Consider the following 22,061-nt stretch of genomic DNA (forward strand, 5'->3'; position numbering starts at 1 on the left):
GACCTTAACTGAACGGCATTAGGCCAGGTGGCCGGCTTTTTTGCGTCCATCGTTCCCGCTGCGACGAGGGAAAAACCAGTCAGGCTAGCACCGTTTTTCGATAAAACATAATGTGGCCCAACGGGTAAACAACCATAACCTGTCCAGATGGCCACTTTATGCTTAACGGCACAGTTTTGTTGCTTCTCAATAAATCATCAGATGGTGGGACGTACAGGATTTGAACCTGCCTGCCTGCAGCGGTTGTCCGCTGCCGCTCGACCCATGAGCTACCGTCCCGCATTCACTATATCGGCCCGCCGTGAGGGAACCCGAGTCGGGACATCCACCTAGCCCGATCGGCCAATTGATCAGGCTGGTCGAGGCATCCAGACGTTCTAGTCCGGAATGATCCTGCGCTGTCGCAAGTCGTCGAAAATGCGCGTGAACATCGCTTCGGTTTCCACGTACTCATGGAAGCCGAACCGGCGTGCCTTGGAGCCGTCGCCAAACATGTCGTAGTCCCACGAGAAAACGAAGTCGGCAAAGCGCCACGACGACACATCGCGATACGGCGTGTTGGCCAGGTTGTGCTTCGCGATCATGTTTTGCCAGAGCGATTCCTTGTCGGCCATCACGGTATCGAGCGACAGCGGCAGGGGCGGTGCGACTTCCAGATCGAAATAGCCCGCGATCCTGGGCCACATCTCGTTCCAGCGGAACAGGTCGCCGTTGTTGATGTTGAAGGCCTGGTTGGCGCATCGCACATCGGTGGCGGCCCAGACCGTGGCGCGAGCGAGCAGGCCGGCGTCGGTCATCTCCAGCAGGTGGTTGTATGCGCCAGGTTTGCCGGGGAAGCGCAGCGGCAGGCCAAGCTCTTTCGACATGGACGCATATACGGCAATCGCCACCGCGAGGTTCATCGGGTTGCCCAGAGCGAAGCCGCCCACCACCGACGGGCGGATGGCGGACCATGTCCACGCTTTACCCTGCTGGCGGCGCTCCAGGAAGGTCTGCTGGTCGAACATGAACTCGGGCGGCATGAAGTGCGCATCGGTTTCCCGCGCGGGGGTCTTGAACGGGCCAAGGTGGCCACCGTAGACCTTGTAGCCCTGCATCAGGCTGATGTGTGCGAGCTTGCGCGCGGCGGCTTCGATGGCGTCGACCACATGCGTCAACATGGCGAGGTTGGGCGGCACCAGTTCGGCCCAGGTTGGCCGGTCTTGATAGGCGGCGTAGAAGACGTGAGTGACCTCGGTGAGCGTGCCGAGCTTGGCCCGCGTGTCCGTGGCGTCTAGCAGGTCGACGGCGATTTGGCGTAGGCGCTCCGTCGATTCGCCGCCGCGACGCGACAGGCCGATGACGCGCCAGTCGTCCAGCGTGACGAGGTGGTCGATCAGGTTGCGGCCGATCACGCCCTGGGCGCCCACGACGAGCGCGACCTTGGTTTGTGCAGTCATGATGAGGCGTAAGTTGAAAGGTTGAGCAGCGGGGTGTCGAATGCGCCGGCTGTCGCGGCGAGTAAAGCCATGGGCATATCTGTGTCCTCAATTCAGGCCGTGTGTGTTGCATGTGCGAGATGGGGCCAGTATGCGGACGTGGCTTTTTGTTCGATAGACTGCCTGGAAGAACAACATTGATGAATTGAAATCACAATGGCGCGGCTTGAGGTCAATCGCTTTGGCGAGATGGAAGTCTTTGTGCGGGTGGTGGAGCAGGGCGGTTTCTCGGCTGCCGCGCGGGCGTGCCGGATGACGCCGTCGGCGGTGAGCAAGCTGGTGACTCGGCTGGAAGCGCGTCTGGGCGCGAGGCTGGTGAACCGATCCACGCGCCGCTTCCAGCTCACGCCGGAGGGGGCAGCCTTCTATGAGCGCAGCGTGACGGTGCTGGCCGATCTGGACGAGGCCGAGCGTGAGGCCTCATCCGGTACGCAGCCGTCTGGGCGCTTGCGAATCAACTCCAATGTGCCGGTCGGCACGCATTTGCTGCTGCCTGTCGTGCCGGCGTTCTTGGCTTGCCATCCGGAGGTGTCGCTCGACATTGTGCTCACCGACCGCGTGGTCGACCTGCTTGAAGACCGTACCGACGTGGCACTGCGCAGCGGCCCGCTGAAGAGCTCGCGGTTGGTCGCGCGCAAGCTGGGCGAGACGCGTCTGATGATCGTGGCATCACCCGCATACTTGGCACGCGCCGGTACTCCTCGCACGCCGGCCGATTTGGTCAAGCACAACTGCCTGGCGTTCAGCTACGTGCGGGCGGTCAACGGGTGGCCCTTCGTCAGGGGCGGCCACCGCACCGTGTTCACCCCGCAAGGCAACACGCAGATCAGCGACGGCGAGGCCTTGCGCGCGGTGGCGGTGGCCGGGTTGGGCCTTGCGCGTCTTGCCGAATTCCAGGTGCGTGCCGATCTCGATGCGGGCCGGCTTGTTCCCGTGCTCGAAGACTACGACCCCGGCGAAACCGAAGACGTCCACGCCGTCTATGTTGGCCACGGCGCGCATCTGCCGGCACGCGTGCGGGCGTTTCTCGACTTTCTGGTTGCCCATGTGAAGATTGCCTAGGCTGTCTTGTCCCCACCCTGGAGGGGCGCAGCGAGCACATTCGAAAACCGCTTCAAGTTACGCAGCAGCATGCCGTTTACCGCGACATATCGCGTGCAAGAACGGGGGAAGACGATGTCGCAGCACGAAGTCGATGAACGGACCAATTTGACGAACAACAACCGATTCGAGCTGTTGTTGTTCCGTCTGGGCGAATCGCAGCGCTCCAATCAGCGCGAGCTGTTCGGTATCAATGTGTTCAAGGTGCGCGAGATCATGGTCATGCCGCCCGTGACGCACGTGGCGGACGCCGGTGCCCATATCTTGGGGGCGGTGAACGTGCGCGGCCAGATCATTCCCGTGATCGATCTGGCCAGCGTGATCGGCACCAAGAATGGCAACGCCAACATCCTGCTGATTACGGAATATGCGCGCTCCACGCAGGGTTTTGCGGTGGAAGAGGTGGACGAGATCGTGCGCCTGGAGTGGAGCCAGATCTTCCCGGCTGAGGCCAGCGTCGGCAGCAGCAACATCACCAGCCTCGCACGCCTGGACGGCAACGCCGACAACTCGCGCCTGGCGCAGGTGATCGACGTCGAGCAGATCCTGGTCGATGTGTTCCCGACCCGCCGAGCTGACCTGGCGCCCGACAATGATGAGCGCCCGATCAAGCTCCCACCTGGCGCCAAGCTGCTGGTGGCCGACGACTCGGGCCTCGCTCGTACATTGATCGCCAACGGCCTGGAGGCCATGGGCGCGCCGTATGTGATGACCAAGAGCGGCCAGGAGGCATGGGACACGCTGCAGAACATCGCCCGCGATGCTGCCCGTGAGGGCAAGACCGTGCGCGACAAGATCGCGCTGGTGCTGACCGATCTGGAAATGCCCGAAATGGATGGCTTCACGCTCACGCGCAAGATCAAGACCGAGCCGGCGTTCCAGTCGATCCCGGTGGTGATCCACTCTTCGCTCTCGGGCTCGGCCAATGAAGACCACGTGCGCCGCGTGGGTGCCAACGGTTACGTAGCCAAGTTCGAAGCCAACGAACTGGCCCAGGCGATTGCTTCGGCACTGGGCTGATTGCTGACAGGTTCCGGCGGCATGCAATGTGCCGCCGGGCATCGGCATCACTTGCGGCTGTGGTGGTCGCCGCCCAGCGGGTCAACGACGATCATCGTGCGGTCCAGCACGCCATTGTCGTCAAAGAGGGCGCTGAAGTGCGCCTGCTGATAACCGGCGACATACATCCGATACGACCACGCTTCGCGCTTCATGAGCCGGTAGTACTGTGTCGGCTCGCGCGGCATACCGAAGCGCTCGGCCACGTCGTGCTTGGTCCACACGCCTGGGCGTGCCTCGTAGATTTCCTTCTCGGTCAGCATCTGGCGAAAGCGCGTGAGGTTGCCACTGGCGTCGAAATCCGCGGCATAGACTTCATGCCCCATGGGTTGCTTCGAATAAATCCAACGGTGGGTGCCGTCGGCGAGCTGATACGTCTCAGTGGGGGCGCCAAAGGCTTCGCGCACGGCGGCTTCGGGTTTGCCGATCATCGTTTGCGCGGTCTGGACGGGTTCCAGCGTTGCGCAGGCGCAAAGCGTGAGCGCAGCAATGCTGATCCATCTGGCAAGTTGAGTGTGCATGACCATCCTCCGGTGTCGACCCGGGCGCTGAGTGCCCTCTCCTACCGAGATAGTAAACGCCTCAGGCGAGGGAATTATTCCATCCGACAGGGCGCCGGACACCCGACAAGGCAGCGGCAGGCACGATTCAGTCAGCCGAAACTGAGGTGGTGCAGTGCAAGAGCGCTTGTCGGCTACGGCTGCTCCGGTTCGGGTGCGGGGTGTCGGCGCCGCAGGGTACCCGGATGCGTGCTCGGGAGCCGGTCCTGGCCGAACAGCTTGCGTCGCAGCGTGCCCGGCGCGTACTCGGTCTTGTAGATGCCGCGGTTTTGCAGTTCCGGCACCACCAGATCGATGAAGTCCGCGTAGCTTTCCGGCGTGACCGTGCGCGCCAGGTTGAAGCCGTCGATGTCGGTGTCGCCCATCCAGCGCTGCAGTGCATCTGCCACCTGCTGCGGGTCACCGACGATGGTGGCGTAGCGGCCGCCCAGCGCCAGTTGGTCGAGCAGCCGCCGCATGGTGAATTGCGCGTCCCCACCAGTTGCGCGGCGCACTGAGGACTCGATCGCATTCGTCTTGACCGCGCGCAATGGGTCATCGAGCGCATAGGTCGAATAGTCGACTCCCGCGCCCGCCGAGAAGTGTGCGAGGCCGGCTTCTGCGCTGGCATGGCGCTGGTACTCCGCCAGCTTCTCGCGTGCGAGCTTTTCAGTTTGGTCGACCACCACCGTGATGCCCATGAAGGCTTTTACGTCGCTGGCGCGGCGCCCGGCCTGCACCGCCGCTTGCCGCAACTGCGCTACCTGATCGCGCGTGGCGGTGGGGCTTTGGCCTGACAGAAACACGCACTCCGCATGCTGGCCCGCAAAGACCTGGCCGCGCGCAGACGAGCCCGCCTGAAACAGCACCGGCGTGCGCTGCGGCGAAGGCTCGCTCAGGTGATAGCCGTCGACATCGTAATAGCGCCCGTGGTGGCGGATGCGGTGCACTTTGTCTGGCCGCGCAAACACGCGTGCGGCGCGGTCGCGCACCACGGCGTCATCTTCCCAGCTTCCCTCCCAGAGTTGATATGCCACTTCGAGGAATTCATCGGCGCGGTCATAGCGCTCGTCGTGTGCGATCTGCTCGCGCAGACCCATGGCGCGCGCGGCGCTGTCCAGGTAGCCGGTGACGATGTTCCAGCCGACACGGCCATCGGTCAGATGGTCCAGCGTCGAGAAGCGGCGCGCAAACAGATACGGTGCCTCGTACGTCAGGTTGACAGTCAAGCCGAAGCCGAGATGCTGCGTGGCTGCCGCCATGGCGGACACCAGCATCAGCGGATCGTTGACCGGCAATTGGATCGATTCGCGCAGCGTGAGGTCGGCCGACTGCTGGTAGACGTCGTACACGCCCACGATATCGGCGATGAACAAGCCGTCGAACAGGCCGCGCTCCAGCAGCCTGGCGAGGTCGGTCCAGTAGCTGAGCTTGCGGTAGTCGGCCGAGCGGTCGCGCGGGTGGGTCCACAGGCCGTGGTTGATATGCCCCACGCAGTTCATGTTGAACGCGTTCAGCAGGATCGGTTTCCTTGCCATCGTGCTCAAGCGGCCAGGCTGGTGAGCGTGGGCAGGCTGTCGGCTGGGCGCAGGAGCAGCACGCCCAGGATCTCGCGACGCCACGCGTCATACAGCGGGATGTGGTTGCGCGTGTCGATGCCGGCTGCGCGTTCGTTGCGCGCCCACGAATCACGCAGGTAGTCGCCCAGAAGTGCCTGCAGCTTGTCGTCGGCTTCCAGCACTTCGCCCACAAGCTGCTCGCGTTGCGTATCCGAGGCGGCATTGAGCTTGTTGTGCCACCACTCGGTGATGAGGATGCGGTGCACCTCCTCGTCCGGCATGATGCGGTTCTCCGCAAAGTCCCGATTGGCAAGATCGAGCACGCGAGCCGTGCGCCGGTTGACCTGCAGCCGCGCGAGGATGTGGTGCTCGTAGTGGAACTCCCAGGCGAGGAAAGCCGCCTGGCTAGTCAGCGGAGTGTCGCCCAGGATGTCCCAGTGGTGGCGCACGTCTTGCGCGATGCGTTCGATCTGGTCGCGCCCCGACAGCACGCGAATGCGTTCGCGCGAGGCCGCCGCGTGAAAGCCGTCGTCGCCAATCTGGCGCGAGAGCGCAAGCTGGAAGTCGGGCTCGTCGCGAAAGAGCCTATCCAGCCCGGCGCTGGCCAGTTGCACGATGAACAGATCGTGTGCGGCGTTCCAGATCGCATAGTCGATCACGCCTTCCCATTCTTCCGGCGTTTGCGCATCGCGCGGCGGCTCGGTGCGTGCGGGCGGCAGGTGCGGTGCATGCACGGCGGCCACGCGGTCGAACAGGTCTTTCTCCAATGCGGCGCCGTAGCGCGCGGGATCGATCTCGAGATCGGCTTGGGTCACGTTGACATTCTGGTCGCGGAGGGTTGCTCCGGTTGAGCGGGGCACGCAGCCGCACGGTGAGCGGTTGTGGCAAGGCTGTCATCGTTGCATTGAAGATTGCGCCAGCAAACGAAGCGTTGCGCATGTCGTCAGAAGGCTGGCGCAGAACGTGCTGAAGCTACAGGCCGTTCTCCACCATCTCCACCACGCGCAGGGCGATGGCGCCTGTCTGCTCGGGGGGGCGGCCTCGCAAGGGGCCGTCGATGATGAGCAAGGCCAGCCCGTGCACGGCAGACCACGCGAGGTATTCGGCGCCCGGGCGGCGCTCGGCGGGCAGCACGCCGGCGGCGGTCATCCGGTCCAGCGCCGCGCCCAGCAATTGGAACGGGTTCAGACCGCTGTTGCCGGCCTTGTCGGGGTCGGCGTCGTTTTCCACTTCATCGGGCACAGCAAATGCTGTACGGAACAGGCCGGTCTCCATTTGCGCAAAACGCAGATACCCGACGCCGATCGCGCGCAGCGATGCGCGGGCCTGCACGTCTTCGGGCCAGGACGGGTCGATGGTGTTCAGCTCCGCTTCCATTGCACGCGCCAGGGCAGCCAGTGCCGCGGCGCGTACGGCCTGCAGCAGATCGTTTCGGCTGGCGAAGTGCCGGTAGGCTGCATTCGGCACCACACCAGCGCGGCGCGTGGCTTCGCGCAGCACGATGGCATCCGGCCCGCCTGTGCGCGCCAGTTCGATGCCAGCGTCGAGCAGCGCACGCCGCAAGTCGCCGTGACGATACGTGGTGCGCGTGGCCGGTCGGGGTGCTTCCTTGGTCATGCAATCTCCGCAAGCTTGATGTGGACGCCGTCCATTATGTCTGCTATGGTTTGTGGACAGTGTTCACAAATCAACCCTAGGCGTTGCCACGGAAGATTCCAAGCACTTTCAGGAGACTGAGATGACGAACGTCACGCGTGTCACGAATACGGCTGAAGATGAAGCGCAGTTACGCGCGTTGATCGAAGCATGGGCCGATGCCGTGCGTGCCAAGGACATCAACGCCGTGATGCAGTATTACGCGCCTGACGTAGTGGTGTTCGACGTGATGCCGCCGCTGTTCGTGAAGGGCGCGGACGCGTATCGCCGCAACTGGCAGGGCTGGTTCGATGCACTGGAGGGTCAGGCCGATTTCCAGTTCATCGAATTGCACCTTGAGGTCCGTGGCGACTTGGCCTATTGCTTCAGCGTGAACCGCCTGCGCGCGCGCTATCGCGACGGTGCGAAGCACGATGCGCAAACGCGCGCCACCGTGTGCTTCCGCAAGATCGGCGGTCGCTGGCTGGTCGTGCACGAGCACGCCTCGGTGCCGATGCCGGTGTCCGAGCCGGCATGCAATTGAATGGGTTGATGTTTTCCCCCGACCGCACCGTCTGATCTGCCTTACGGTATGCGGCTTTGCAGTCCCCCTACGCAAGGAGTTGTGATGCTAGTTCAACCGTATCTGTTTTACGAAGGCCGTTGCGAAGAGGCGCTCGAGTTCTACAAGAAAACGCTTGGCGCCAAGGTCGACATGCTGATGCGCTACAAGGAAGCGCCCCCCGGAGCCGAGCCCAAGGCCGAGCAATGCGGTGGGGTGGTGCCCCCGGCAGACAAGGTGATGCATGCCGCGTTCCGCGTCGGCGATACCGTCGTCATGGCCTCTGACGGCATGGCCTCGGGCAAGGCCGAGTTCAAGGGCTTCTCGCTGTCGGTGAGCGTGGCCGACAAGGCGGAAGCCGAGCGCACGTTCAAGGCGTTGGGCGACGGCGGCCAGGTGACGATGCCAATGTCAGAAACCTTCTTCGCCAGTGCGTTCGGCATGCTGGTCGACCGCTTTGGCGTGGGCTGGATGGTAATTGCACCCAAGCCGATGTAATCGGACCTGCGCACCAAAGGACGGCCACCACCGGTGGCCGTCTTGCGCAAAGCCGTCAAGAAGCTTGCCTTGGCATGGGGCGTGCGCCTGGTGCTAGGCTGGGTCTTCGCCGGGGCCTTACCAATATCAACGAAACCACCCCTGTTGACCGGCAGTTCTGGCCGTGACCCTTCGCAAGACCTGTGCGAAGGCGCCCATTGACTGCGGCTCCCATTTCCTGGAGGCATTCTTCATGCTGAAGATCATTGCGATCGTCATCGCCGTCGCTATCGTTGCGATTCTCGGTTTTGCCGCCACGCGCCCGGGCAGCTTTCGCGTGCAGCGCGAGATCGACATCAAGGCCACGCCAGAAAAGGTGTTTGCCCTGATCGACGATTTCCACCACTGGACGGCCTGGTCGCCGTGGGAAAAGCTCGACCTGGCCATGAAGCGTACCTATGGCGGTCCGACCAACGGCAAGGGCACGAACTATGCGTGGGAAGGCTCCAGCAAAGTGGGCGCAGGGCGCATGGAGATCGTCGATACGGCATCGCCCGGCCGCATTCAGATCCAGCTGGATTTTCTGAAACCCTTCGAAGCCCACAACACGGCGGAATTCACGCTCAAGCCTGCGGGCGATCTCACCCACGTGACCTGGGCCATGTTCGGCCCGAGTCCATTCATCTCCAAGGTGATGGGCCTGCTCTTCAGTATGGATGCGATAGTCGGCAAGGATTTTGAAGCCGGTCTCGCCAACCTCAAATCGGCTGCGGAGTCCTGAATCCGCAGCCTCCAATAGGAGCTGTTCCATGACGCACGGCATCGACGAACGCAAGCGCTGGCTTGCCCTCATCGTGCTCTGCCTGGGCGTGCTGATGATCGTGCTGGACACGACCATCGTGAACGTCGCACTGCCGTCCATCCGGGCGGATCTGGGCTTTACCGAAACCTCGCTCGTGTGGGTGGTCAACGCCTACATGCTGACTTTCGGCGGCTTTCTGCTGCTGGGCGGGCGGCTGGGCGATCTGTTCGGACATCGCAAGCTGTTCTTGCTGGGCATCACGCTGTTTACGCTGGCGTCGGCCGCCTGCGGGCTGGCCAACTCGCAGGGGCTACTGATCACGGCGCGTGCCGTGCAAGGGCTGGGCGGTGCGGTGGTGTCGGCGGTGTCGCTGTCGCTCATCATGAACCTGTTCACCTCGCCGTCGGATCGTGCCAAGGCGATGGGCATCTACGGGTTCGTGTGCGCAGGCGGCGGCAGCATCGGCGTGCTGCTGGGCGGGCTGCTGACCAGCGCGCTGAGCTGGCACTGGATCTTCCTGGTCAACCTGCCGATCGGCGTGGCGGTGTATGCGGCGTGCGTGGCTCTGCTGCCGGCTGGGCAATCGCTGGCTGATCGCGCCAAGCTGGACGTGGCGGGTGCCATTGCCGTGACCGCATCGTTGATGCTGGCGGTATACGCCATCGTGCATGGCAACGAAGCCGGCTGGACGTCGACACAAACGCTTGCCCAGTTGGGCGTTGCTGTTGTGTTGATGGTTGCCTTCCTGGTCATCGAATCGCGCGTGTCGCATCCGCTGATGCCGCTGCACATGTTCGCGCTGCGCAATGTGGCTACCGCCAACGTGGTGGGCGTGCTGTGGGCGGCGGCCATGTTCGCGTGGTTCTTCATCTCGGCGCTGTACATGCAGCGCGTGCTGAACTACAGCGCCATGCAGGTGGGGCTCGCGTTCCTGCCGGCCAACATCATCATGGCGGTGTTCTCGCTGGGGTTGTCGGCCAAGCTAGTGATGCGTTTCGGCATTCGCGCGCCGCTATCGCTGGGGCTGCTGGTGGCGACGGTCGGGCTTGTGCTGTTTGCGCGCGCGCCGGCGGGCGGCAGCTTTGTGCTGGACGTGCTGCCCGGGATGGTGCTGCTGGGCCTGGGTGCCGGCGTGGCGTTCAACCCGGTGCTGCTGGCAGCGATGAGCGATGTGGCGCCGGATGAGTCGGGTCTGGCCTCGGGTGTGGTCAACACGTCGTTCATGATGGGCGGTGCGCTGGGGCTGGCCATTCTGGCGAGCCTGGCTGCTGCGCGCACGGAAAGTCTGGCCGCCGCGGGGGCCGATGCCGCGACCGCGCTCAACGGCGGCTACCACCTGGCCTTCCTGCTGGGCGCCATTGCGGCGGTCGTGGCATCGGCGCTGGCCGGGGCGTTCGTGCGTACGCGCACGCACGGGCAAGCGCAGGGCGAAGCGTCTTCTGCGGCGTCCATCTGAGTTGAGGCACGCGGCGAAGCCCGCGCCATCAAGTCCGCAGCGTGTCGCTTTCTGCCAGAGCGACACGCTGTACTTCAGTTTTCCTTTCCGCCCAGGCCGTTTTCGAGCATGTCGATCACCATTTCGGCATACCCCTCGTACGACAACGGCCCATCGGGTTTGAGCCAGGTGAACGTCCAGTTCATCATGCCGAACAGCATCATCGTGACGGGCGTGCGGTTGGCTTCGTCGACTTTGTCCGGGTAGGCGGCTCCGAGTTGCAATCCGACGGCCGTCACCACTTCACGCTCGCGCGCCAGCACGATGTCACGCTGTTCTGGCGACAGGTACTTCACGTCATTGAGCAACGCAATGTGCCGCGTGCGCGAGGTCGCGTATTCAGCCAGGAACGTGCGGATCAGCAGGTGCAGCGTGGCGCGGGCGGAAAGCTTGGCATGACGCGCGTCGCTCTGTGCGCGCTCGGCCAGATCAGCCAGCCGCCTGGTGTAGCGGTCGAGCAGATCGAACAGGATCGCTTCCTTGCCTTCGTAGTAGTGGTACAGGCGTGACTTCGAGCCGCCGCACGCTGCGGCGAGCTGGTTCATCGATACGCTCGGGTAGCTGTCGGCTGCAAAGGCTTCAGCGGCGGTGTCGAGCACGCTTTCGCGGCGCGACTCGAATTCGTCTTCGTTCTTGACGCGGGACATGTCAGGCGGCCATCGGTTGGATGGCCGCCATGTTAACCGGGCTGGTTGCGGCGTGTCGATGCCGCATCAGGCCGTTTCGTGCACGGCGAGGAAGTCCAGCACGCTGCCCAGGAAGGCTTCCGGCTGCTCCACGTTGGCAAGATGCACGGTGTCCAGCACGCGCAGTTGAGCGCCCGGAATAGCGGCTGCGATCTCCTCGCCGTGGCGCGCGGACGTCACCGTATCGTGCAGGCCGGCAATGACCAGCGTCGGGTGTGGAATGAGCGAGATCGTGCGGCGCAGGTCCGCATCGCGCACCGCAGCCCAGCCGCCGATGATGCCCTCGCGCGGTGTCGCCAGCAGCGCGCGACGGAACGGTTCGACAACGGGATCGTTCGCTTCCAGCATGTGTGCCGGGAACCAATTGCGCAGGAACGTCTCGGCCGTTTCCTGCATGTCGGGCGCCTTGCGTAGTTCTGCGATGGCGTTGTCAAAGTACTGCGTCGGGCCGATGTGGGCAGCGGTGTTCGACAGCACCAGGCGGTCGATGCGTTCAGGCGCGTGGATGGCCAGCCATTGCGCAACAATGCCGCCCAACGACAGGCCCAGCATATGTACGCGCTGCAGGCCGAGCGCGTCGAGCAGCTCCACCACGTCGCGGCCCAGCCGGTCCATCGAATACGGCCCCGACGGCGCGTCGGAGGCGCCGTGGCCACGCGCGTCGTAGCGCAGCACGTAGAAGTGCTCGGCAAGCCGTGGCACTGTCGCGTCCCACATGTGCAGGTCGGTCCCGATGGAGTTGGACAGCAGCAGGAGGGGCTTGTCAGGCGTGCCGTCAAAGCGATACGCGATGCGTGCACCGTCGCCGGTTGTGATGAATGCGCGTGCGTTGTGGGATTCCATGATGGGTTCCTCGGGTGAATGTTGGTGACGTCATCCTAGAATCCGTGCCCTTCCATGGATACTATGAAGTTTGGAAAAACTCTGTAGGAGTTGACGACAATGTTGAGCTTCACGCTCCATGAGCTGCAGTGCTTCGATGCGGTCGTGGCTGGGGGCAGCTTCCAGGCCGCCGCCGAACGCCTGCACCGCTCGCACCCTTCGGTGTTCGCGGCGGTGGCCAAGCTGGAGGACCAGTTGGGCCTAAGCTTGCTGGACCGCAGCGGCTACCGTGTGCGGCTGACCGAAGCCGGCCAGTCCTTTCATCGGAAAGCCCAGGCGCTGCTGCGGGAGTGCGAGGAGCTGCGCACCCACGCCAGCCAACTGGCCATGGGCGATGAGCCCGAGCTGCGCGTGGTGCTGGGCGATCTGTGTCCGCTGCAGCCGGTGCTGGCATTGCTCAGCCAGTTCTTCGGGCAATGCCGGCAAACGCGGCTGCAGTTGCAGTTCGAATCGGTGACCGGACCGTGGGAGCGACTGCTGGAGGACGAGGCCGACCTGATCGTGCATCGCGTGCCGAAAGACGACCTGCGCATGGAGTGGATCGACCTGGGCCGGATCGCGATGGTGCCGGTGGTGGCGCCTGGCTTCCTGGCTTCTCTGCCGACGTCTGCCCTGACGCCGCAGCAGATGCAGCGCTACATGCAATGCGTGATCAACGATTCCGCCAGGCAACCGCCACCGCAGACGCACTACGTGATCGAGGGCGCCCCGCAGTGTTTCGCGCCGGATCAGTTGATGAAGAAGGAACTGATCCTGCACGGCATGGCGTGGGGGCATCTGCCCCGCTTCATGATCGAGACAGAGTTGCGCGAAGGGCGGCTGCTGTCGATTGCCGGGCGCCATTTCCCGGGCATGGTGCAAGATCTGGTGGCCGCCCGCCGGCGCGATCGGCCGCATGGGCCGGTCGCCAGCCGGCTATGGGAATTCCTGGCCCAGCAAGCGCCGGTGCTGAAGCCGGCGCTGGGCCGCATGCCTCGTCAGTCGGGTGTCTCAACAGGTAAGACAAGGTAGTCATGTGTCGAGGCCGCGGCGTCGTTGCCCGGGCAGGGGCGAATGTCATGGCAACTGCCTCGCGTGAGGCATGCTTCGCATGCGCAATCTAGTCGACTTGGCGGAGTGCCGGGCACGATAATCCGGACTATAACCAGCCATGCCCGGCCATCATCTCGGGCAAAGGTGGTGGACGATGGAAACGCAAGGCATCGATAAAGTTTTCGCCGGCTCGATCCCGGAGCTGTATGACGTCTTGATGGTCCCGTTGATCTTTGAGCCTTATGCGGCGGACATCGCCGCGCGGGCTGCTATCCGTGCGCCCAGCCAGGTGCTCGAGGTAGCGGCAGGGACGGGAGCCGTGACGCGGGCGTTGGCGCGCACCCTTCCTGAGGCGACAACCATTGTGGCGACCGATCTCAACCCGCCGATGCTTGATCGTGCCGCCGCCATCGGTGCTTGCCGGCCCGTATCGTGGCAGCAGGCCGACGCGCAGCAGCTACCGTTCAACGACGGCAGCTTCGATCTGGTGATCTGCCAGTTTGGCGCGATGTTCTTTCCCGATCGGCCGAAAGCCTTTGCCGAGGCGCGTCGCGTGTTAAGGCCGGGTGGCATGCTGCTCTTCAACGTGTGGGACCGGATCGAAGAGAACGAGTTTGCACATGTGGTCACGCTCGCTCTGGCGAATTGCTTCCCCGCCAAGCCGCCGGCGTTCTTGGCCCGCACTCCGCACGGTTATCACATGCGCTCGGCTGTGGAGGCAGACTTGCGGCTCGGTGGCTTTACTTCGCAAGTGGCGTGTGCAACCGTGCCTGCGCGTAGCCGTGCCGATACGGCCCGCGTGCCGGCGGTTGCCTACTGTCAGGGGACACCGCTGCGCAGCGAACTGGAGGCGTTCGGCTCCGACGCACTATCCGCCGCCACCGACGCATGTACCGATGCATTGGCTGCGCGGTTCGGCGATGGACCCGTCGACGGAAAGATTCAGGCTCACGTTTTCAGTGTCATGGCTTGAAGCCTGCCGGAAGGAGGGCAGACGCTCGGGGCAAGGCGAACTCACTAGGTTCTTTATTCAGCCGGCAGCGCAGGGCTCAGGGCTTTTGCTGGCCCACCCGCGCACGCCAAGCGTGTTGCCGGCTGCGCTTCCACTCGATGCATCGGCGGCCCAGTGCAATGGAGGGCAGCTCGACATATCGATGCAGCAGCGTGGCCAATACAAGCGTTAGCGCTAGGTTGACTGCAAACAGCATCAACTGCGTGCTGAGCCACTCCGGCGCCAGCACGCCCACCAGGCGGTGCGTAGCCTCAATCACGCTCGGGTGGCCGAGGTACAGGGCATACGACAGCTCGCCCAGCCACACGGCTATGCGCGGCACGCGCAGCTCGCCGCAATGTTCCATGGCCACCAGCCCGACCAGCAGGGCGCCCGCAGGGAGGCCGCGTGCAAGCAGGTCGAACTTGGGCACCGGGCCGATCACCGAGGCGATGAAGGTGGTCAAGCCCAACGCCACCAGCACGCGCGCAACAGGCGGCGTTAGGCGATGTCGATGCGTTGCATAAGCCCAGGCCAATGCCGCCCCTGACAGGAATTCGAGCACCAACGGATTGGCAGCCATCGCTTGCATGGGCGTGGCCCAGGCATAAAGCGCTTCCGGGTCGCGCAGCACCACGCCGCTATGCCAGAACGGCACGATCACCGTGGTTGTGAACAGTGCCAGCGCTACCAGCCATAGCGCGCGCCGGCCGAACACTGCCAGCCCCAACGCGCATAGCGCATAGAAGAACGCCTCGTAGTTGAGCGACCAGCCGACATAGAGCGCCGGGTAGCCGAAATACGGCGCATCCGCATTGGCTTGGGGCAGGAAGGCGAGCGAAGTCAGCAGTACGCCCGTCGACACCGGATTGAGCCACGCGGCATGCAGCACCGACATCAGCCAGTACGGCGGCGCCAGCCGAAAGACTCGCTTGACGAGAAACTCGCCGGGCGGCTCCGGCCCTTTTCCCACCCCCTGCCCAAGAATGGCGACCCAGGCAATGCTGAATCCGCTGATGACGAAGAACACATCCACGCCCACATACCCACGCTTGATCACATGCGTGGTCAACCACGCGAGGGCGGGGATGTCGGCATGGGCGAGTGCCAGGCCGGAATGAAACACAACGACGTACAGGGCGGCAAAACCTCGCAGTGCCTGGATGCTTTGAAGGGATGACGAAGAACGATTCACGCAGGACGAACGCAGGCGGCGCACACATAAGTCTCGCCGCCATCGGGTGATAGGCAACCCACCCGTGTCAGCAAGCTGCGTGCCGCGCCATCACTCCGGGCACTCCGGGCGAATTGGGGTCGTGGCGGGCGCAGACATGCATTTGGCCGCACGTTCCAGCAGCAGGGCACGCTCCCGCCAGTTGCGCGCCAGGGTGGCGGCGCGCTCATACTCCGCGCGGGCCTCGTCCAGGCGGTTGAGACGCGCAAGAAGATCTGCACGCACGCTGGGCAACAGGTGATAGCCGCGCAGCGCGGGTTCGGTCAGCAGCGTATCGACGATCTCCAACCCCGCCGCCGGCCCGTAGACCATGGCAACGGCCACTGCGCGGTTCAGCTCGACCACGGGCGAGGGCGCGAGCTGCGCAAGCGCGTCGTACAGCGCGGCGATGCGTGTCCAGTCGGTCTGGACTGCGGTCCGGGCGCTGGCGTGGCAGGCGGCGATGGCCGCTTGCAATCCGTAGGGCCCAAGCCCCTGTCCGCAGGCCTCAGCCTGGGCCAGGGCTGCAAAGCCGCGCTGGATGAGCAGGTGATCCCAGCGGCTGCGGTCCTGGTCCATCAGCAGGATGGGCCGTCCGCCGGGGCCCACGCGTGTGCGCAGGCGCGAGGCCTGCAGCTCCATCAGCGCGAGCAGCCCGTGCACTTCAGGCTCATGCGGCATCAGCCCCGCGAGGATGCGGCCCAGGCGCTGCGCTTCTTCGCATAGCGTCGGGCGCGTCCAGTTGTCGCCCGAGGTGGCGGCGTAGCCTTCATTGAAGATGAGGTAGATCACCTGCAGAACGGCGGACAGCCGCTCCGCCAACTGGGCAGGTTCGGGCAGCTCGAATGGCACGCGCGCCGCCGAGAGCGTCTTCTTTGCACGAACGATGCGCTGCGCCACGGTTGCCTCCGGCACCAGGAAGGCGCGGGCGATCTCGTCGGTGGTCAGGCCGCCGAGCAGGCGCAGTGTGAGCGCCACGCGGCCCTCGTGCGGCAGCACCGGATGGCAGGCGATGAAGACCAGCCGCAGCAGGTCGTCGCCGATGGCCTCGTCGCGCGTGGTTTCGGCATCGGCTTGGGCAAGCTCCTGCTCGACCTCCAGCTCGATGGCCAGCAGCGCAAGCTTGTGTTCGGTGAGCGTGTGGTGCCGCAAGCGGTCGATGGCGCGGTGCCTGGCGGTGGCCGTAAGCCATGCCGCCGGGTTGTCGGGCGTGCCCGACACAGGCCATTGTTCCAGCGCGGCCACCAGTGCATCCTGCGCCAGCTCTTCGGCCAGGCCTACGTCGCGCAGCAGGCGCGCAAGCCCGGCAATGATCCTGGCCGATTCCATGCGCCAGACAGCGTCGATGGTGCGGTGGATGGCGAGCGCCGCCCGCGTTGAATCGGCCATCGTGTCGTGGCTTACTGCTGCTTGGCCGCCAGTTCAGCACGCAGGCGCTCCTCACGCTCGCGCGCTTCCGGCGTGAACTCCGCACCGAAGTCCTCGGCCTCGAACACACGGCGGATCTCCAGGCGCACGTTGCCACCCGCATCCAGACCGGGCCAGCGCTTGGCCCATTCCAGCGCCTCTTCCATCGACTTGACCTGCAGCATGGTGTAGCCGGCGATCAGTTCCTTGGCCTCGGCAAAGGGGCCATCGATCACCGTCGGCTTGCCGTCCTTGAACTCCACGCGTGCCCCGCGCGAGGTAGGGTGCAGGCCCTCGCCGCCGAGCAGCACGCCGGCCTTGGTGAGGTCTTCCATGTACTTGCCCATGGCTGTGAAGAGTTCTTCGGTGGGCATCACCTCGGCTTCCGTGTCCTTGTCGGCCAGTCGCAGAACCATGAATCGCATGCTGTTTCTCCTTGGGTTGGGGGAGCCGCAAGATGTTCGCGCCTCTCTACCTGTACGTCGAATGGCAGGTGGGCGGAATCGACAAATTCGATGGTGCAATGTGTAACGAGATGTAACCGGATGGCGCCGCCAACCATTCAGGCAGGCTTGAGCTGCGTCATGACCCGCTCGACCGACGCTCTCAAGTGGCGCTGCATGGCCGCCTGCGCCTGCACTGCGTCATGTGCTTCCAGTGCTTCCAGGATCTCGCGGTGCTCGTTGAGCGCGCCCATCCAGGTATCGGTGTTTTCAAAGTGTCCGCGCAGCTTGGTCGACAACGGGTTGTGCCGCTCGTCATAGAGCGCCGCGACGGTGCGCACCAGAACCTCGTTGCTGGTCATCTGGGCAATGGCGACGTGGAATGCGCGGTCGGCGGCAATCGGAATCAGGCCGGCCTCGACTTCGCGCGCCATCACATCGTAGATGCCACGCAACGCCTTGAGCGCCTTCGGTTTGGCGAAGGGCGCGATGCTTGCCACGATCGCACCTTCGATCATCGAGCGCGCCCCCATGATGTCGACCATGCTGTCGCCGAGTTCCGCTTCGGGCGGTGCGGTGTTGGTTGCCGCGTTGGGTGTGGCGCACAGGTAGACGCCCGAGCCCATGCGAATTTCGACCCGGCCTTCCAGCTCCAACGCCACCAGCGCTTCGCGCACCGATGGCCGGGATACGCCCAGTTGTTCAGCCAGCGTGCGCTCGGAGGGCAGGCGGCCGTTGGGCGCGAAATCCGGTTGATCGATCAACGCGCGCAGTTTGTCGGCGATCTGGAGGTAGAGACGGCGTGTCTCGGCGGGTTTGACAGCCACGTGCAGGTTCCTTTCGGGAGGCGCCAGCCTAGCCTGGGTTGCCGGTGCCACGAGCGGGGATTGTAGAACGAAGCCGTCGCCACGCGGTCGTTCGTGCACTCGCTGGACGGCGGTCAGGGCTTTCCCTCGGTCGCAAAAAAAAGTGGCTTGACCAGTTTGAATGATTTCACTAGTTTACGAACTGGTCAGGCCAGTATGGGGCGCAAACGACTGGTCTGCCCAACTGGTCAGCATCTGGGGCATCTCCCCGATCTCCTCCATCTCGTTCGATGAAAACCGTCATTTGCGAAGCCCCCGGCAAGCTTGCCGTTGCCGAACAATCCATGCCGGAGCCTGGCCCGGACGACGTCCTGATCCGCATCAAGCGTGTTGGCGTGTGCGGGACCGACTTGCACATCTTCACCGGCAACCAGCCGTATCTGTCGTATCCACGGGTGATGGGGCATGAGTTGTCGGGCATCGTGGAATCGGCACCGGCCGGGGCGCGCGTGCAGGCGGGGGATCAGGTTTATGTGATGCCCTATCTGTCGTGCGGACAATGCGTCGTCTGCCGGGCCGGCAAGACCAATTGCTGCACCAACATCCGCGTGCTCGGCGTCCATGCCGATGGCGGGATGGTCGAATACCTTGCCGTTCCGCAAGCGTTTGTCTTCAAGGCCGATGGCGTCACGCTCGATCAGGCGGCCATGATCGAATTCCTTGCCATCGGTGCGCACGCTGTCGCCCGGGCCGACATTGCTGCCGGGCAGCGTGCGTTGGTGGTCGGTGCGGGGCCCATCGGCATGGCCGTGGTGATCTTCGCCAAGCTGCGCGGTGCGCAGGTCACGGTGCTCGACGGTCGAGCCGACCGGCTGGGCGTATGCGCGACGGCACTGCATGCAGATCACACGGTGCTGCTCGACACGACCGAAAACGCCACCGACGCCAGGTGCCTGGCAGAACTCACCGGCAACGAGTTCTTCGACGTGGTGTTCGATGCCACCGGCAACATCAAGGCGATGGAGCGCGGGCTCGACTTTGTGGCGCATGGCGGCAAGTACGTGCTGGTGTCGATTGTCAGCAACCGTATTTCATTTTCCGACCCGGAGTTCCATAAGCGCGAAACAACGCTGCTCGCCAGTCGCAATGCAACGCTGGCCGATTTTGAAACGGTGCTCGATGCCATGCGTGCAGGCAAGATTCCCACCGCGGTGCTGAACACGCACACGCTCGCGCTGGGCGATTTGCCGGTCGAGTTTCCCAAGTTGCTCAACCCGGAAGCCGGCGTCATCAAGGCGCTGGTTGCGTGCTGAGGTGGGGGCAATCAGCATGGACAATCCCATCCTCCAGTTCGGTACCAGCCGCTTTCTGCAGGCGCATGCTGATCTGTTTATTTCCGAAGCACTGCATGCCGGCCGCGCGCTCGGCCATGTCACGGTGGTGCAGACCACCAGCAACCCGGAAAGCCGCGCTCGCATTGAGGCTCTGCGTGCGCAAGGGCGGTATCCGGTGCGCGTTCGCGGTGTGCAGCGAGATGCCGTGGTCGATACCACGATCGAATGCACCGCCGTGAGCGAGGCACTCGATGCCAACACCGATTGGCCTGTCGTGTGCGAGCGCTTTGCTCGCGATGCGCGCGTCGTCATCTCGAACACGGGCGACAGCGGCTACGCGTGTTTTGCCGAGGACACGGCTGATTTGCTGGCGCCCGGCGCTTGCGCCCCGCGGGGCTTCGCAGCCAAGCTCGTTGTTCTGCTGCAGGCGCGCTTTTTGGCGGGCGCGGCACCGCTGACGCTGCTGCCGTGCGAACTGGTGTCGAACAATGGTGACACGCTGCGCGGGCTCGTTGCGGACATTGCGCGGGGGTGGGGCGCCGCCCCCGCCCTGGTCGACTACATCGAGCACACGTGCGTCTGGGTGAATTCGCTGGTGGACCGCATCGTTTCGGAGCCGATCGCGCCAGTGGGCGCCATTGCCGAGCCCTATGCGCTGTGGGCAATTGAGCGGCGCCCGGGCATGGTGCTGCCATGCGAGCACGCAGCCATGGTGGTGACGGATGACCTTGCGCACTACGTGCGCTTGAAGCTCCTGCTGCTCAATCTCGGACACACCTATCTGGCAGAGCGCTGGAAGGTCGACGGCCGCCCCGCTGATGAAAACACGCTGCACGCCATGCGCGATCCGGACCTGCGTGCGGAACTGGAATTGCTCTGGGGCGACGAGGTGTTGCCCGTGTTCGATGCGTTGGGCAAGGGCAGCGATGCGCGCGACTACCTCAAGGCCGTGCGCGAGCGTTTTCAGAACCCGTTTCTCGACCATCGGTTGTCGGACATTGCCCGCAACCATGACGAGAAGAAGCTGCGCCGTTTTCAACCTGTGATGGATCTTGCGCGCGAACTCGGCCTCGGCATCGGCCAGCCGCGTCTGCGCGCCGCGCTGCGCGCACCGGTCCCTGCCTGACAGGCCGTGCCGAGCTGCCGGCAGAGCAGACGGCACGGCATACAAGACGGCCCGCAAGCTGGCATCGCGGCGGGCCGCTGACACCACACGACAGATGCCAGCACCCAAGGAGACAGTGCAATGAGGAAGATGCGGTGGGTTGTCATTCTCTTTTGTTTTCTAGCAATTGCCGTGAACTACATCGACCGCGCGAATCTTGCGGTCGCGGCGCCCGAGATCGAGAAGGCGCTTGGCATCGGCCCGGCCGAGATGGGCCTGATCATGAGCGGCTTTTTCTGGACTTACGCGCTCATGCAGATGCCGTTTGGCTGGTTTGTCGATCGTGTCGGCGCGCGCATCGCGCTGCCGCTGGCCGTGGGCTGGTGGTCGCTTTTCACGGCCGTAACGGCATTTGCCTCCAGCGTTGCCGGCATGTTCGGTTGCCGCCTGCTGCTTGGTGTGGGCGAGGCGGGGGCGTATCCGTCGTGCGCAAAGCTCGTCAGCCAGTGGTTCAAGCCAGAACAGCGGGCGCTGGCCACCAGCATCTTCGATAGCGGCTCGCGCGTCGGCTCCGCGCTGTCGATTCCGGTGGTGGCACTGATCATCAGCGAGTTGGGCTGGAAGGCTGCATTCGTCATCACCGGCGTACTGGGCGCTGTGTGGATCGTGGGCTGGCTGGTCATCTACCGCGCGCCCGACCACGGCGACATGACGGGCGAGCGCGATGTCGTGCACACGCCGCTGACCCATGCAGCCGGCAGCGGAATCACGTGGGGTTCGCTGTTCCGTCATCGCACGCTGTGGGGCATGATGCTCGGCTTCTTCTGCCTGAACTTCGTGATCTATTTCTTCATCACGTGGTTTCCGAGCTATCTGGTGCAGACACACGGCTTCTCGCTTAAGGCGCTCGGCACGCTGGGGATGATTCCGGCGCTGATTGCCATTCCGGGTGGCTGGCTGGGCGGCTATGTGTCCGACGGGCTGTACCGGCGCGGCTGGAGCCTGACCGCCGCGCGCAAGACGTGCATGGTGGGCGGCATGCTGATGTCGTCGGCGATTACGCTGTCGGCGTTCACCGCGAATGTCTACCTGGTATTGCTGTTCTTTGGTATCTCCTACGGCAGCCTCGCGTTTGCCGCAGCCAGCATCTGGTCGCTGCCCGGCGACATTGCACCCACGCCCCGCCATGTCGCTTCCATCGGGGGCATCCAGAATTTTGCGTCCAATCTGGCCGGCATCTTCATCACCACGTTCACCGGTTTGATGCTGGCCATCACCAAGGGCTCGTTCACGATTCCGCTCGTGGTTGCAGGCGGGTTCTGCTTCCTGGGCGCGTTCAGTTATCTCGTGATCGTCGGCAAGATCGAGCCATTGTCCATCGAGCCGGCGCGCCTTGGCGTGCCCGAAGGTGCAGGCTCGTCAGCCTGAGCGCTGAAGCGCGTTCTCCATCGTTCC

The 22,061-nt window shown here is 64.1% G+C and carries 22 protein-coding genes and 1 tRNA gene; 11 read left to right on the plus strand and 12 right to left on the minus strand.

From position 1 onward, the window contains the following. Window positions 1-202 precede the first annotated feature (202 nt). Together B4F51_RS07845 and B4F51_RS07850 are read right to left on the minus strand one after the other, a co-directional pair. A tRNA-OTHER gene (locus tag B4F51_RS07845) sits at window positions 203-279 on the minus strand. A 98-nt stretch (window positions 280-377) separates the two neighbouring features. After that, on the minus strand, window positions 378-1,439 hold the full coding sequence (locus B4F51_RS07850; RefSeq protein ID WP_296224548.1) for an SDR family oxidoreductase: 1,062 nt from the start codon (window positions 1,437-1,439) through the stop codon (window positions 378-380). A gap of 195 nt (window positions 1,440-1,634) precedes the next feature. Here B4F51_RS07850 and B4F51_RS07855 point away from each other — a divergent pair, with 195 nt between their 5' ends. Together B4F51_RS07855 and B4F51_RS07860 are read left to right on the plus strand one after the other, a co-directional pair. Then, entirely contained in the window at window positions 1,635-2,540 is a 906-nt protein-coding gene (locus tag B4F51_RS07855) for a LysR family transcriptional regulator (RefSeq protein ID WP_296224552.1), read from the plus strand. A gap of 114 nt (window positions 2,541-2,654) precedes the next feature. After that, entirely contained in the window at window positions 2,655-3,599 is a 945-nt protein-coding gene (locus tag B4F51_RS07860) for a chemotaxis protein (RefSeq protein WP_296224554.1), read from the plus strand. 47 nt (window positions 3,600-3,646) lie between these two features. Here B4F51_RS07860 and B4F51_RS07865 read toward each other — a convergent pair whose 3' ends face one another. The 4 genes from B4F51_RS07865 to B4F51_RS07880 all read right to left on the minus strand — a co-directional run bounded on the left by B4F51_RS07865 (window position 3,647) and on the right by B4F51_RS07880 (window position 7,353). Beyond that, window positions 3,647-4,159, minus strand: coding sequence for a hypothetical protein (locus tag B4F51_RS07865; RefSeq protein WP_296224556.1), 513 nt, complete (start codon window positions 4,157-4,159; stop codon window positions 3,647-3,649). A gap of 173 nt (window positions 4,160-4,332) precedes the next feature. Beyond that, window positions 4,333-5,715, minus strand: coding sequence for an LLM class flavin-dependent oxidoreductase (locus B4F51_RS07870; RefSeq protein ID WP_296224558.1), 1,383 nt, complete (start codon window positions 5,713-5,715; stop codon window positions 4,333-4,335). A gap of 5 nt (window positions 5,716-5,720) precedes the next feature. Beyond that, window positions 5,721-6,551 carry a hypothetical protein gene (locus B4F51_RS07875; RefSeq protein ID WP_296224560.1) on the minus strand — a complete coding sequence of 277 codons (831 nt, stop codon included), beginning with the start codon at window positions 6,549-6,551 and terminating at the stop codon, window positions 5,721-5,723. A gap of 157 nt (window positions 6,552-6,708) precedes the next feature. Then, entirely contained in the window at window positions 6,709-7,353 is a 645-nt protein-coding gene (locus B4F51_RS07880; RefSeq protein WP_296224562.1) for a TetR/AcrR family transcriptional regulator, read from the minus strand. Between the two features lie 121 nt (window positions 7,354-7,474). On the opposite strand from B4F51_RS07880, the gene B4F51_RS07885 reads away from it, so the two are divergent. The 4 genes from B4F51_RS07885 (at window position 7,475) to B4F51_RS07900 (ending at window position 10,668) form a co-directional block, all read left to right on the plus strand. After that, window positions 7,475-7,915, plus strand: coding sequence for a YybH family protein (locus B4F51_RS07885; RefSeq protein ID WP_296224564.1), 441 nt, complete (start codon window positions 7,475-7,477; stop codon window positions 7,913-7,915). 84 nt (window positions 7,916-7,999) lie between these two features. Next, window positions 8,000-8,431, plus strand: coding sequence for a VOC family protein (locus B4F51_RS07890; RefSeq protein WP_296224566.1), 432 nt, complete (start codon window positions 8,000-8,002; stop codon window positions 8,429-8,431). Window positions 8,432-8,663: 232 nt separating this feature from the next. Beyond that, window positions 8,664-9,191: an SRPBCC family protein gene (locus B4F51_RS07895; protein WP_296224567.1), complete on the plus strand. Its 528-nt coding sequence runs from the start codon at window positions 8,664-8,666 to the stop codon at window positions 9,189-9,191. 28 nt (window positions 9,192-9,219) lie between these two features. Next, window positions 9,220-10,668, plus strand: a complete 1,449-nt coding sequence (locus B4F51_RS07900; protein WP_296224568.1) for a DHA2 family efflux MFS transporter permease subunit — start codon at window positions 9,220-9,222, stop codon at window positions 10,666-10,668. A 74-nt stretch (window positions 10,669-10,742) separates the two neighbouring features. On the opposite strand, the gene B4F51_RS07905 is transcribed toward B4F51_RS07900, so the two are convergent. Continuing rightward, window positions 10,743-11,354, minus strand: a complete 612-nt coding sequence (locus B4F51_RS07905) for a TetR/AcrR family transcriptional regulator (protein WP_296224569.1) — start codon at window positions 11,352-11,354, stop codon at window positions 10,743-10,745. 66 nt (window positions 11,355-11,420) lie between these two features. Continuing rightward, on the minus strand, window positions 11,421-12,236 hold the full coding sequence (gene pcaD / locus B4F51_RS07910) for a 3-oxoadipate enol-lactonase (protein ID WP_296224570.1): 816 nt from the start codon (window positions 12,234-12,236) through the stop codon (window positions 11,421-11,423). A gap of 99 nt (window positions 12,237-12,335) precedes the next feature. On the opposite strand from pcaD, the gene B4F51_RS07915 reads away from it, so the two are divergent. Further along, entirely contained in the window at window positions 12,336-13,286 is a 951-nt protein-coding gene (locus B4F51_RS07915) for a LysR family transcriptional regulator (protein ID WP_296224572.1), read from the plus strand. A gap of 175 nt (window positions 13,287-13,461) precedes the next feature. Continuing rightward, window positions 13,462-14,280, plus strand: a complete 819-nt coding sequence (locus B4F51_RS07920) for a class I SAM-dependent methyltransferase (protein ID WP_296224574.1) — start codon at window positions 13,462-13,464, stop codon at window positions 14,278-14,280. 76 nt (window positions 14,281-14,356) lie between these two features. Here B4F51_RS07920 and B4F51_RS07925 read toward each other — a convergent pair whose 3' ends face one another. The 4 genes from B4F51_RS07925 to B4F51_RS07940 all read right to left on the minus strand — a co-directional run bounded on the left by B4F51_RS07925 (window position 14,357) and on the right by B4F51_RS07940 (window position 18,188). Beyond that, window positions 14,357-15,493, minus strand: a complete 1,137-nt coding sequence (locus B4F51_RS07925; protein ID WP_296224575.1) for an acyltransferase family protein — start codon at window positions 15,491-15,493, stop codon at window positions 14,357-14,359. A gap of 90 nt (window positions 15,494-15,583) precedes the next feature. Next, a complete protein-coding gene (locus B4F51_RS07930) occupies window positions 15,584-16,900 on the minus strand; it encodes an RNA polymerase sigma factor (protein ID WP_296224577.1) in 1,317 nt (438 codons plus the stop codon). An 11-nt stretch (window positions 16,901-16,911) separates the two neighbouring features. Continuing rightward, window positions 16,912-17,343 carry a YciI family protein gene (locus tag B4F51_RS07935; RefSeq protein ID WP_296224579.1) on the minus strand — a complete coding sequence of 144 codons (432 nt, stop codon included), beginning with the start codon at window positions 17,341-17,343 and terminating at the stop codon, window positions 16,912-16,914. 137 nt (window positions 17,344-17,480) lie between these two features. Continuing rightward, window positions 17,481-18,188 carry a FadR/GntR family transcriptional regulator gene (locus tag B4F51_RS07940; protein WP_296224580.1) on the minus strand — a complete coding sequence of 236 codons (708 nt, stop codon included), beginning with the start codon at window positions 18,186-18,188 and terminating at the stop codon, window positions 17,481-17,483. 269 nt (window positions 18,189-18,457) lie between these two features. Between B4F51_RS07940 and B4F51_RS07945 the strand changes: the two genes are divergently transcribed. The 3 genes from B4F51_RS07945 (at window position 18,458) to B4F51_RS07955 (ending at window position 22,034) form a co-directional block, all read left to right on the plus strand. Further along, window positions 18,458-19,480 (plus strand): zinc-binding alcohol dehydrogenase family protein, encoded by a 1,023-nt coding sequence (locus B4F51_RS07945; RefSeq protein ID WP_296224581.1) that lies wholly within the window; start codon window positions 18,458-18,460, stop codon window positions 19,478-19,480. A gap of 16 nt (window positions 19,481-19,496) precedes the next feature. Beyond that, window positions 19,497-20,627: a mannitol dehydrogenase family protein gene (locus B4F51_RS07950; RefSeq protein WP_296224582.1), complete on the plus strand. Its 1,131-nt coding sequence runs from the start codon at window positions 19,497-19,499 to the stop codon at window positions 20,625-20,627. A gap of 120 nt (window positions 20,628-20,747) precedes the next feature. Then, entirely contained in the window at window positions 20,748-22,034 is a 1,287-nt protein-coding gene (locus B4F51_RS07955) for an MFS transporter (RefSeq protein ID WP_296224583.1), read from the plus strand. The last annotated feature ends 27 nt before the right edge of the window (window positions 22,035-22,061 follow it).

Source organism: Ralstonia sp. UBA689 (assembly GCF_002298975.1).
In the GTDB taxonomy this organism is placed as follows: domain Bacteria; phylum Pseudomonadota; class Gammaproteobacteria; order Burkholderiales; family Burkholderiaceae; genus Ralstonia.